Source organism: Micromonospora sp. NPDC047074 (assembly GCF_040643815.1).
Classification (GTDB): domain Bacteria; phylum Actinomycetota; class Actinomycetes; order Mycobacteriales; family Micromonosporaceae; genus Micromonospora.
This window is the reverse complement of sequence record NZ_JBEYVB010000048.1, coordinates 35,135-46,614: the sequence shown is the minus strand read 5'-3', so window position 1 is coordinate 46,614 and position 11,480 is coordinate 35,135. Positions and strand designations below refer to the sequence as shown.

Here is an 11,480-nt window from a genome sequence, read left to right as displayed (position 1 = left end):
AAGGCCGAGAAGATCTGGTGGCGGGCCCTGGACGCCTACTTCACCTCCAACACCGCCTACGTCAACACCAGCAACCCCGCCAACACCGCCCGCGCCTACAGCCTGCGCGCCGCCACCGACCTGTACGGCAGCTGCTCCACCGAGTACAAGACCGTCCAGGCCGCCTGGACCGCCGTGAACGTGGCCGGTAACGACGCGCCGTGCTCGACCGGGAACGACTTCTCGGTGTCGCTCTCGCCGACCTCCGGCGCGGTGAACCCGGGCGGCTCGGTCTCCAGCACCGTGGCCACCGCCACCACCAGCGGCACGGCGCAGACCGTGACGCTGTCGGCCACCGGCCTGCCGAGCGGGGCGACCGCCTCGTTCAGCCCGGCCTCGGTCACCTCCGGCGGCTCGTCGACGCTGACCGTCGCCACCACGGCCAGCACCGCCCCCGGCACCTACACGGTCACCGTGAACGGGGCCGGCTCGGTCACCCGCAGCGCCAGCTACACGCTGACCGTGAACGGCACCGGCGGCGGCTGCACCAGCCCGGGCCAGAAGCTCGGCAACTCGGGCTTCGAGTCCGGTGCCACCGGCTGGACGCAGACCTCGGGCGTGATCGGCCAGCACGGCACCGACCAGCCGGCCCGCACCGGCACCTGGAGCGCCTGGCTGAACGGGTACGGGACCACCCGCACCGACACGCTTGCCCAGTCGGTGAGCCTGCCGCAGGGCTGCACGTCGTACAACTTCACCTTCTGGCTGCACATCGACTCGGCGGAGACCACCACCGGCACCGCGTACGACACGCTGCGGGTGCAGGTGCTCAACTCCTCCGGGACGGTGCTGGCGACCCTGGCCACGTACTCGAACCTGAACAAGGCCGCCGGGTACAGCCAGAAGTCGTTCTCGCTGGCCGCGTACAAGGGGCAGACCGTGACCCTGAAGTTCACCGGCACCGAGGACTCCTCGCTCCAGACGTCCTTCGTCGTGGACGACACCGCGCTGAACGTCTCCTGACCTAGCCACGCCGTCGTCGGGCCCGGCGACCACCCCGCCCGGGTGGTCGTCGGGCCCTCGTCGCTATGGTCGCCGCACCGGCGCGCCGCCGACCCCGGCGGTGGGCCGCCGACGGTCGAAGGGGATGGTGACGGTGGCGGACGCGGAACTCCTCGTCGAGGTGACCGGGCCGGTGGCCACGGTGGTGATCCACAACCCGGCCCGGCGCAACGCGATGACGACCGGCATGTGGCGGCGGCTGCCGGAGCTGCTCGACGGGCTGGAGGCCGATCCCGCCGTCCGGGTGCTGGTGCTCACCGGCGCCGAGGGCACCTTCTGTGCCGGCGCGGACCTGGGTGACCTGGACGAACTGCTGGACGCCGGGGACGACAGCATCGCGGTCGCCGCCGAGGAGCGGCTCGCCGCCTTCGCCAAGCCGACCGTCGCCGCCGTCCGGGGCGCGTGCGTGGGCGGCGGCTGCCAGCTCGCGGTCGCCTGCGACCTGCGGATCGCCGCCGCCGACGCGCGGTTCGGCGTGCCACCGGCACGGCTGGGCCTGGTGTACCCGGCACCCACCACCCGCCGGCTGGCCCGGCTGGTCGGCCCGGCCGCCGCCAAGCACCTGCTCTTCAGTGCGGAGTTGATCGACGCCGAGCGGGCGCTGCGGGTGGGCCTGGTCGACGAGGTGTTGCCGGCCGACGGGCTCGCCGCCCGGGTGGACGAGCTGACCGCCGCCGTGGCCGCCCGCTCGCAGCTCAGCGTCGCCGCGGCCAAGGAGATCGTCGACGGCCGCGCGGACCAGGACCGGATCACCTGGTGGCACGGGCAGGTCCGGGCCAGTGGCGAGGCCCGCGAGGGCGTGGCCGCGTTCCACGAGCGCCGCCCGCCCGCCTTCGGCTGGGCACCCCCCGCCCGGCCCTGACCCTTGGTCGCGGGTCCGAAGACGTGGGGCCGACGGGTGCCGCGCCGAGGTCGTACGCCCCGACGCGGCCCCCCGTTCCCGCCGGCCGGTCCGTCACCGACCCGCCAGCGACGCCCAGGTCGGGGTCGCCGGCTCACGCCGCAGCGGCATGCCCGCCTCGGCCGGCGTCCGGTCGCCCTTGCGCTGGTTGCAGCCGTAGCAGGCGGCGGTCGTGTTCCGCCAGGTGTTCCGGCCGCCGCGCGAGCGGGGCAGGACGTGGTCGACGGTGCCGGCCGGCCCACCGCAGTACGCGCAGCAGCGCCCGTCGCGGCGCAGCACGCCGGCGCGGGACCAGGCCGGGCCGGCGCTGAACCGCCACCGGGTCACCACGTAGCGGACGAGACGCACCACCCGGGGAACCGGGAACACCCCGATCACCCGGTCCGGCTCGGCCTCGTGGATCTCGGCGACCCGACGGCAGAGCATCCGGATCGCGTGCTGGACGGTGACCCGGTGCAGCGGGCCGAGGTCGGCGTTGACGACGAGGACGGCGTCCACCGGTGTCTCCCTTCGTGGCGGTGACGATCTGGACGGGCCGGACAACGAAAGAGCCGCCCGGTCCTGGTGCGGACGGGCGGCTCGACGTCGTGCGGGCACACGTCAGTCGGGCCGGCCGCCCCCGGGGTCTTCGGCGCGGTCACCGCCGCCGCTCGCCGACGTCGCCGGACGCGTGGGCAGGCCCGACGGCACGCGGTTGACGTGCGACATCGACATGACCAGCTCCCGTGGCGGTGGTTGACCTTGCGCGATCACGGTAGGTCGGCGGGGGAGAGAGGGGCAACGGATTTCGATCGGGATCGCGGCTCGTCGGGGCGGCGCTGCCGGCGGGCCCGGCCGGTGGCCCGCGCGGCGGCCAGCGGCCGGTCGATGCGTACGGCCATCCGCGCGGTCAGCTCGCTCTCCAGCAGCGGCCGGTTGACCTCCGCGGCGACCGCGAGCGCGGGCCCCGAGACGGTACGCCAGATCGCGGCCAGCCCGGCGCCCAGCCCGAGCAGGGCCACGGCGGCCCGGGTCACCGGCGAGCCGGCGGCGGCGAGCGCGCTCACCCCCACCACGGCGAACAGCACGGCGAGCAGCGGTACGAGCACCGGCCAGAAGATTCCCCGCACGGCCTGCACCACCAGCTTCCGGTCCCGGACGATCAGGTTCCGGGCGACGATCGCGTAGTCCTCCTCGTCCAGCAGGTCCCTCGGGTGCAGCCCGCCGGTGAGTACGCCCTGCCACAGCTCGCCCTGGTTGCGCAGCTCGCGGGCCAGCTCGGGCAGACCCGCCTCAGCCGGGTCGCCCACGGCCGCCCGGGTGACCGCCGACGTCCACGTCGACAGCGAGCGGCGGACCACCGCGGCCGAGTACGGGGGCAGCACGCTGGCAAGCTCGCCCAGCCAGCGGCCGATCTCGAACTGCCGGCCGCCGAAGCGGTGCGCCACCTGCCCGGCGTCGCCGTTGCGGACCGCGTCGCCGTACCGGACGGTGTCGGCCAGCGAGCGCCCCAGCCGGTACGCCAGCCCCACCCGCTGGTTGGTGGCCATCGTCCAGCGCAGCAGCTCCACGTTCAGGTCGTCGAGGGCGAGCAGCAGGGCGTCGCCGGACCCGCCGGCCACCCGGTCCCGCGCGTCGGCGGTGGCGGGTGTGGGGCCGACGCGCCGGGTCAGCTCGGCGATCTGGGCGAGCGCCACCTCCACGCCGTCCAGGTACATCTGCATGCGCCGCCGCCCCGACATCTCGGTCAGGTTGGAGAGCTTCGCCGGTGCGCCCGCCGGCCGGTCGGGGCCGAGCAGCTCGGCCGTCTGCGCGTGGTGGTAGGCGTCCGCCATCCACCAGCCGAGCCGGAGCGCGGTCACGACGCAGGCCCGCTCGTCCCGGATCAGCGGGTACGCGTCGTCCCGCGGCACGTCGGCGACGAGCGGGCCGTCGTCCGTGTGCGGCGGCATCCCGCTGACCTCCCGGCTCATCCCAGACGATCAGCCTAGGCCAGCCGAACGGCCGTTTTGCCCGTTTTGCTCATCATCGCCGGGCGAGCAGGCCCGGTCGTGCCCGCCCGGCGCGTAGACCCCGAGGCCGGTCTAGCCCCGCCCGGCGAGCAGGCCCCGGGGTCGGATCGAGCGGACCGGTTCGGCCGCGCCGCCCTCGGCCCGCAGGACGTGGTTGGCCGCGATGATCCCGGTCGCCGCCGCGCGTTCCATCAACGCGCTGGGAAAGTCGGTCCGGATGCCGTCGCCGGCCAGGTACAGCCCCTCGGCGTCAGTGCGTACCCCCGGCCGCCAGGCGTGGCTGCCGGGCGTGAACGCCGGCGCCTGCGCCTCGACCCGGGCGCGCAACTCGCGGACCCGCAGCCCGGCCGCCTCCGGCCAGAGCGCGACCAGCTCGGCCCGCATCCGTTCGGCCAGCTCCTCGGCGGGCACGCCCGGCTCGCAGGCGTACGCGTGCAGCTCGACGACCGAGCCGCCGGTGCGCTCGGCCCAGCGGCGGGGCTCGTCCTCCAGCCGGTGGTAGAGGGTCACCGAGTCCAGGGTGGGCTGCCGGGACACCCCGCTGAACACCGCCCGGTCGGCCGAGACGTCCCCGTCGCACCAGTAGCGCGCCACCGCGTACGGCGGACCGGGCCGGCCGAAGGCGGGCATCCGCGCCACCAGCCGGGGCGCGTGGTCGCCCAGGCCGGGCGAGGCCGCGACCAGCGCGGCCAGGGCCGGCGGGTCGACGGCGAGCACGACGTGCCCGGCCGGGTACGACGTGCCGTCGGCGGTCGCCACCCGCCAGCCGGCGCCGTCGCGGCTCAGCGCGGTGGCGGCGGCCCCGGTCACCACCCGGCCGCCGTGCCGCTCGACGTGCCGGGCCAGCGGCCCCCAGATCGCCGTCGCGTAGTCCTCGTCAGGGCAGTCGAAGGCCAGCCCTTCAGGGTTGCCGAGCAGGTAGAAGTGGAACTGGGCGATCATCTCCGCCGCCGACATCTCCGCCTCGTGGTTGAAGAACGAGTGGGAGAAGACCTCGAAGAGCATCGCGCGGGCCCGGTCGGGCAGCCCCAGCGAGGTGAGCAGCGCGTCGGCGGTGGAGTCGTCGAACTCCGCGTACGTGCGCACCGGGTCGTAGGCGAGCAGCGGCAGCGCGGCGTCCCGGTCCATCCGGCGCAGGTCGGCCAGGCGCAGGCTGGGACTGCGCAGCAGCAGCGCCAGGAGGTTCGCCGGTGGCGCGGGCGGCAGCCGGCCGAACTCCTCGGTGGGCCACCGCTCGCTGAGGACCGGATAGCCGGGGATCGGCTTCAGGAAGCCCAGTTCCGGGTCGGCGCGGCGCAGGATGGACCGCCAGTTGTAGTACTGCCGGAAGAACGCGTGGAAGCCGTGCTCGTTGGTCTGCCGGGTGCCGTCGGCGAGCGTCTCCGGCCAGGCCCCGAGCCGGCCGCCGAGGGTCGGCGCGGCCTCCAGCACGGTCACCGTCACCCCGCGTTCGGCCAGCACCGCCGCCGCCGACATGCCGGCGATCCCGCCGCCGACCACCACGGCCTCGACCGGGTGCGGCACGCGGGGGGCGCCACCACCGCCCGGGTCCACCACGTGCTCGCGTACGCCGACGAGCCGACCGACCACTTGCGACAGCGCCATGTGCACCTTCCCGCCAGGTGGGTCTCCAGTCTCCCGCCCCAGGTGTAAGGAAGGGACCCTTCCTCTACCTAAAGCGTTAACAAGGTGCCCTTCCTTTCACGTGGGCGGGAGGCAGCGGCGCTCGCGGTCGGAGGCGGGCCAGACGTACTCCAGGTCGGGCGGGACGCCGTCGCCGAAGATCGGGCCGTAGTGCCCGGGGTCCTTGCGCAGCAGCGACGAGCGGTGGCTCAGGTGCAGGTCGTCGCGGCCCAGCCAGGGCGGCAGCTCCCCTGCCTCGGCCAGCTCCCGTTGGGTGCGGACCCGGGTCAGCCCGCAGGCGGCGGCGAGGTCGGCGGTCATCGTGGCCGCGCACGTGTCCGCCCGGCCCGGCTCGCACCAGACCGCGCAGACGTCCAGCCCGTACCGGGTCAGGGCCTCCTCGTACCCGGCCCACATCTTCACCGCCGGGTGGTTGCGCCAGCCGTACGTGGGCCAGGTCAGCCCGCGCAGCACCTGGATGGTCTCCACCCGCTGCTTGCCCAGCCGCTTCTGGTCCAGGGTCCGGGCGCTGGCCAGAAAGTCCGGGTACGGCAGGAACGTCTGCATGTCGCTGGTCTACCCGGCAACGGGCCGGGGAATCTGCCGGCGCGCCGGGACCCGGCGACCCTTGTTCGTGATCAAGGGGCTGCGCGCGGCGCGACCGGCTGACTACGATGCGGCGCATGGCGGAGCCCCTACTGGATCGTGCGCGGCGTGCCGGTCGGCGGCTCCGGGTCAACGGGGACGCGCGGGCGCACTACGTGATCTGCGGCCGCGACGCTCTCGCCTACTGGGTGATGCGGACGCTGCTCGCCACCGAGTTGCAGGCCGGCCGGGTCCGGATCACCCTGGTCGTGCCGGAACGCCCGAGCTCCGACGAGCCCGACGGGCGGGATCTCCCGGGCGTGGACGTGGTGCGGGCGGACCGGCTTGACGAGGTCACCTTCCGCCGGGCCGGGCTGGCCGGCGCCGACGGGCTGGCCCTGCTGCACCAGGACGACGTCGGCAACATGCACGCCGCGCTCTGCGCGCAGGAGGTCGAGCCCCGGCTGCGGCTGGTGGTACGGATGTTCAACACCGGCCTCGCCAACGGGGTGCGACAGATCTTCCCCGACTCGGCGGTGCTCTCCGACGCCTCCATGGCGGCCCCCGCGTTCGTGGCCGCGGCCCTCGGGGAGGTCGCCCCCACCCACTTCCGGCACGGCGGGCGCACCCTCTACGTGGCCCGCCGCGACGACGTACGCCCGACGGACGTGGTCTGCGGCGTGGCCGACACCCGCGACCCGCAGCAGGTCCGGCTGCTGCCCGCCGACGAGGGCGCGGCCGACCTGGTGATCGCCGAGGCGACCGGGACGCCGCCCGGGACCGAGCTGGCCGCCCGCCGGCTGGTGCGGGCCCGCCGACGCCGCCGCCCGGCGACGGTGCTGCTGCGGGCGGTACGCAGCTTCGCCACCCGCAAGATCGGTGTCGCGGTGATCGTGCTGCTGGCGGTGATCGGCGGGCTCGGCTGGCTCAACAGCTATGCCTCGCACCGGGGCTGGGCCGACTCGCTCTACCTGACGCTGGTGACCACCCTGACCGGGCAGGATCCGGATCCGAACAAGCCAGCCGCCGAGCAGATCATGCAGGTGGTGCTCAACCTCGCCGGGCTGGCGCTGATCCCGCTGATCACCGCCGTGGTGGTGGACGGCGTCGTCAACGCCCGGCTGGCCCTGCACTCCGGCCGCATCCAGCCGGAGCGCTCCGGGCACGTGGTGGTGGTCGGGCTGGGCAACGTCGGCACCCGGGTGATGGCCCAGCTCTGCGACTTCGGCGTCGAGGTGGTGGCGATCGACAAGCTGGCCGAGCCGCGCGGTGGGGCGCTGGCCCGGCGGTTGGGCGTACCGCTGATCGTGGGCGACGCCGCGCTGGAGGAGACCCTCCAGTCGGCGTCCGTGGGCGGCTGCCAGGCGCTGGTGGTGGTCTCCACCGACGACGAGACCAACCTCCAGGCGGCGCTCATCGGCCGGGCCGTCAACCCGGAACTCCAGGTGGTGCTGCGCCTCTTCGACGGCCACTTCGCCGAACGCATCCAGCAGGCGTTCGGCATCGGCGTCTCGCGCAGCGTGTCCTACCTCGCCGCGCCGTCGTTCGCCGCCGCGCTGCTGGACCGCGCGGTGATCGCCACCATCCCCGTCGGCCGGCACGCGTTGCTGGTCACCGAGGTCTCCGTCGCGGCCGGCTCGTCGCTGGACGGCCGGCCGCTCGCCGCCGTCGGGCGGGCCGAGAGCGTACGCCTGCTGGGGCACACCCGGGCCGGCCAGCGCCTCGACTGGGCACCCGACCCGCGTCTGGTGATCGTCGCGGGCGACCGGCTGACGGTGGTGGCCCGCCGGGCCGGCCTGAACGCCCTGCTCCGCGAGGCGGCGCCGCCCCCGCCGGAGCCCTCCGCGACGCCGGTGCCCCGGCAGGCGGAGGAGTGACCCGTCAGACCCGCCGGGGACGTGCGGCGTACCAGAGGGCGCCGAGGGCGAGCACGGCACCGCCGGCGAGCACGCTGGACAGCGGCAGGTTGACCGCGAGCAGCAGGCAGCCGGCCAGCCCCAGCACGGCCAGCGCCCGCACCGGCAGCCGCCGGCCCCGGTCCCGGCCGAGGGTCAGCGCGGCGGCGTTGGTGATCGCGTAGTAGACCAGCACCGTGAAGCTGGAGAAGCCGATCGCGTCGCGTACGTCGCCCAGCAGCACGATCGCCACGACCACGGCGGCCACCGCCAGCTCCGCCCGGTGCGGCACCCGGTGGACGGGATGGACGGCGGCGAGCGCCCCCGGCAGGTCGCGGCGGCGGGCCATCGCCAGCGCGGTGCGCCCCACCCCGGCGAGCAGGGAGAGCAGCACCCCGGTCACCGCCACGGTCGCCCCGGCCCGGACCAGCCAGGCCAGATCGGGCAGCCCGGCGGCGGTCACCACGTCGGCCAGGGGCGCGGCGGAACCGGCCAGCCGGTCGGCCCCGAGCACGCCGACCGTCACCACGGCGAGCACCAGGTAGACCGCCAGCACCACGCCGAGGGCCAGCGGGACGGCCCGGGGGATGGTCCGCTCCGGGGCGCGTACCTCCTCGCCGAGGGTGGCGATCCGCGCGTACCCGGCGAAGGCGAAGAAGAGCAGGCCGGCGGCGGTGAGCACGCCCCGTCCGCCGCCGCCGAGGTCACCGAGCCGATCGAGCGACACGTCGCCGCCGACCGCGCCGGTCACCGCGACCAGGGCCAGCACCGCCAGCACCACGCCCACCAGGATCTTCGTCGCGGCGGCGGTCTTGCCGATGCCGCGCAGGTTCACCGCGGTCACCGCCGCCACTGCGGCGACGGCGACGAGCCGGGCCTGCCCCGGCCAGAGGTACGCCCCGATGGTCAGCGCCATCGCCGCGCAGCTCGCCGTCTTGCCGACCACGAAACCCCAGCCGGCCAGGAAACCGGCGAACGGGCCGAGGCGTTCCCGGCCGTACACGTAGGTGCCGCCGGACTCGGGGTGGCGGGCCGCGAGCCGGGCCGAACTGGTCGCGTTGCAGAAGGCGATGAAGCCGGCCAGTACGAGCGCCGCCAGCAGCCCGGCCCCGCCGGCGGCCGCGGCGGCGGGCGCGAAGACCACGAAGACGCCCGCGCCGAGCATCGACCCCAGCCCGACGACCACCGCATCCCGTACGCCCAGCCGGCGCGCCAGTTGATCCACGGCGCGACCCTAGGGGGCGGAGATGAACGGGCGGTTCCAGTCCCGCAGCGCCCCCGGCAACGGCAGGTCGTCCCACGGCACCCGGTGCACCAGCCGGTCGAGCAGCAGCCCCAGCAGCAGGCCGGCGACCGAGTCGGTCAGCCAGTGAAAGCCCAGGTAGGTGGTGGTGCAGAGCACGACGACCGGCGGCACCACCCGGACCACGGTGACCAGCCGGGGCGGCACGGTCCGGCCGAACGTGCGCAGCAGCGGGGCGAGCAGCAGCGCGATGACGCCGTACCAGAGGATCGCGTTCGCGACGTGGCCGGACGGGTAGGACTGGGCGAACCGCAACGGCAACTCGTCCTGGAACAACGGCAGGGTCTGCTCAGCGGGCAGGAAGGGTTCCTTGAGGCTCGCGCTGGGCGCGGGCCGGGCGGTCCACACCTTGAGCGGGCCGATGGTGAGGTAGCTGAGGGCGAAGGCGAGCACCGGCGGCAGCACCGGGCGGACCGATCTCAGCCGCACCGCGAGCAGCACCCCGAGCCCCAGGGCGATCAGCGTCAACGGGGTGCCCTGGCCGAGGTAGTTGAGGACCACCGCGGTCCAGTGCGCCACCGTCGGCCGGTGCGCCTCCGACCAGTCGGCGACCGCGCGGTCGATCCCGAAGAACTGTTCGGCGGCGAGCGCCACCGTCAACCCGATCAGGGCGGTGAGCAAAAGCGCGTCGAACCACCAGCCGGCCGGTCGGACCGGCCTGAGCCGCACCTTCGCGCGTACCGTCGTGGTCTCCCGCACGCCGACCACGCTACCGGCCCCGGTCGGCGCCGGACCGGGACGGGCCGGGGTGGCTGTGTGCCCAGCCACGAATGGAGGCGCTCGATGGGCGCAGCCGGCAGACTTGTCGCCGTGCGGATCACCTCGGCCCTCGTGGACCCGGCGTTGCTCGATCTCCCCTGGTCGACTCCGCTGGAGGAGTGGCCTGCGCAGCACCTGGTGGCGCTGCCCCAGGGCATCTCCCGGCACATCGTCCGCTTCGTCCGGCTGGGCGGCTACGTCTACGCGGTCAAGGAGACCGGCGAGCGGGTCGCCGAGCGGGAGTACGACCTGCTCCGAGCCCTGGAGCGGATCGACTTCCCGTCGGTGGAGGCGGTGGCGATCGTGGCCGACCGGCAGACCGACGACGGCGAGCCGCTCGACCCGGTGCTGATCACCCGGCACCTGCAGTTCTCCCTGCCCTACCGGGCGCTCTTCTCGCACACCCTGCGCCCGGAGACGATGGGCCGGCTGCTCGACGCGCTGGCCGCCCTGATCGTCCGGATGCACCTGACAGGCTTCTTCTGGGGCGACTGCTCGCTGTCGAACACCCTCTTCCGCCGGGACGCCGGCGCGTTCGCCGCCTACCTGGTGGATGCCGAGACCGGCGCCCTGCACAACTCCCTCTCCAACGGCCAGCGCGGCGAGGACCTGGAGATCGCCCGGGTCAACATCTTCGGCGAGGCGCTCGACCTCCAGGCCGCCGGGCTGCTGCACGAGTCGATCGACCCGGAGGTGGTCTGCGAGGAGGTCGTGCAGCGCTACGAGCGGCTGTGGCACGAGATCACCTACGAGCAGCAGGTCGAGCGGGAGGCCCGGCACGACATCGAGGGGCGGATCCGCCGCCTCAACGAGCTGGGCTTCGACGTGGCCGAGGTGGCCATGTCCACGATCGACAACGGGCGCTACCTGGTCCGCCCGAAGGTGGTCGACGCCGGCTACCACACCCGGCGGCTGCTCCGCCTGACCGGCCTGGACGCCGAGGAGAACCAGGCCCGCCGGCTGCTCAACGACCTCGACGCCTACCGGGCCGAGAGCGACCTGATGGACGAGCAGCAGGCCGCGCACCGCTGGCTGACCGAGGTCTTCGAGCCGGTGGTCCGGGCCGTGCCGCCACAGTTGCGCCGCAAGCTGGAGCCGCAGGAACTCTTCGCCCAGATCATCGAACACAAGTGGCTGCTCTCCGAGCAGGCCGGCCGGGACGTCGGGATGGCCCCGGCCGTGCAGTCGTTCCTCTCCGACGTGCTGGTGCACCGCCCCGACGAGCAGGCCGTGCTCGGCGTCGAGGTCCCCACCGTCGCCTGACGGACCACTGTCGCCGCTCCGCCTGCCGCCGCTCCGCCTGCTGCCGGCCGTCCGGCGCCCGCCGTTCGTGTCCGGCCGGTGTGCCTCGGCCGGCGCTGTCGAGCTGCCCCTATGGATGG

The 11,480-nt window shown here is 74.6% G+C and carries 10 protein-coding genes; 4 read left to right on the top strand and 6 right to left on the bottom strand.

What is annotated here, in order from left to right:
* Positions 1–1,002: M4 family metallopeptidase (locus ABZ809_RS31345; protein ID WP_357566245.1), on the top strand; the 1,002-nt coding region annotated here is incomplete at its 5' end.
* Positions 1,003–1,129: 127 nt separating this feature from the next.
* The gene (locus tag ABZ809_RS31340; protein WP_357566248.1) at positions 1,130–1,903 is read left to right on the top strand and encodes an enoyl-CoA hydratase/isomerase family protein; all 774 of its coding nucleotides are present in this window, start codon (positions 1,130–1,132) and stop codon (positions 1,901–1,903) included.
* A gap of 93 nt (positions 1,904–1,996) precedes the next feature.
* On the opposite strand, the gene ABZ809_RS31335 is transcribed toward ABZ809_RS31340, so the two are convergent.
* The 4 genes from ABZ809_RS31335 to ABZ809_RS31320 all read right to left on the bottom strand — a co-directional run bounded on the left by ABZ809_RS31335 (position 1,997) and on the right by ABZ809_RS31320 (position 6,123).
* Positions 1,997–2,440 carry an HNH endonuclease gene (locus ABZ809_RS31335; RefSeq protein WP_357566244.1) on the bottom strand — a complete coding sequence of 148 codons (444 nt, stop codon included), beginning with the start codon at positions 2,438–2,440 and terminating at the stop codon, positions 1,997–1,999.
* Between the two features lie 251 nt (positions 2,441–2,691).
* Positions 2,692–3,873: a hypothetical protein gene (locus tag ABZ809_RS31330; RefSeq protein WP_357566243.1), complete on the bottom strand. Its 1,182-nt coding sequence runs from the start codon at positions 3,871–3,873 to the stop codon at positions 2,692–2,694.
* 132 nt (positions 3,874–4,005) lie between these two features.
* Entirely contained in the window at positions 4,006–5,538 is a 1,533-nt protein-coding gene (locus ABZ809_RS31325) for an FAD-dependent oxidoreductase (protein ID WP_357566242.1), read from the bottom strand.
* A 96-nt stretch (positions 5,539–5,634) separates the two neighbouring features.
* Positions 5,635–6,123 carry an MSMEG_6728 family protein gene (locus ABZ809_RS31320; RefSeq protein ID WP_357566241.1) on the bottom strand — a complete coding sequence of 163 codons (489 nt, stop codon included), beginning with the start codon at positions 6,121–6,123 and terminating at the stop codon, positions 5,635–5,637.
* Between the two features lie 116 nt (positions 6,124–6,239).
* On the opposite strand from ABZ809_RS31320, the gene ABZ809_RS31315 reads away from it, so the two are divergent.
* Complete coding sequence (locus ABZ809_RS31315; protein ID WP_357566240.1) at positions 6,240–8,018, top strand: NAD-binding protein; 1,779 nt, start codon at positions 6,240–6,242, stop codon at positions 8,016–8,018.
* A 4-nt stretch (positions 8,019–8,022) separates the two neighbouring features.
* Here ABZ809_RS31315 and ABZ809_RS31310 read toward each other — a convergent pair whose 3' ends face one another.
* Together ABZ809_RS31310 and ABZ809_RS31305 are read right to left on the bottom strand one after the other, a co-directional pair.
* Positions 8,023–9,261 carry an APC family permease gene (locus ABZ809_RS31310; RefSeq protein WP_357566239.1) on the bottom strand — a complete coding sequence of 413 codons (1,239 nt, stop codon included), beginning with the start codon at positions 9,259–9,261 and terminating at the stop codon, positions 8,023–8,025.
* A gap of 9 nt (positions 9,262–9,270) precedes the next feature.
* The gene (locus ABZ809_RS31305; RefSeq protein WP_357566238.1) at positions 9,271–10,107 is read right to left on the bottom strand and encodes a phosphatase PAP2 family protein; all 837 of its coding nucleotides are present in this window, start codon (positions 10,105–10,107) and stop codon (positions 9,271–9,273) included.
* A 42-nt stretch (positions 10,108–10,149) separates the two neighbouring features.
* On the opposite strand from ABZ809_RS31305, the gene ABZ809_RS31300 reads away from it, so the two are divergent.
* Complete coding sequence (locus ABZ809_RS31300) at positions 10,150–11,361, top strand: DUF4032 domain-containing protein (RefSeq protein WP_357566247.1); 1,212 nt, start codon at positions 10,150–10,152, stop codon at positions 11,359–11,361.
* Positions 11,362–11,480 lie beyond the last annotated feature (119 nt).

Bases quoted from the DNA above. Each gene is read 5' to 3' on its own strand.
- ABZ809_RS31330 (WP_357566243.1), bottom strand. From the start codon at position 3,873: ATGCCGCCGCACACGGACGACGGCCCGCTCGTCGCCGACGTGCCGCGG.
- ABZ809_RS31325 (WP_357566242.1), bottom strand. From the start codon at position 5,538: ATGGCGCTGTCGCAAGTGGTCGGTCGGCTCGTCGGCGTACGCGAGCAC.
- ABZ809_RS31320 (WP_357566241.1), bottom strand. From the start codon at position 6,123: ATGCAGACGTTCCTGCCGTACCCGGACTTTCTGGCCAGCGCCCGGACC.
- ABZ809_RS31315 (WP_357566240.1), top strand. From the start codon at position 6,240: ATGGCGGAGCCCCTACTGGATCGTGCGCGGCGTGCCGGTCGGCGGCTC.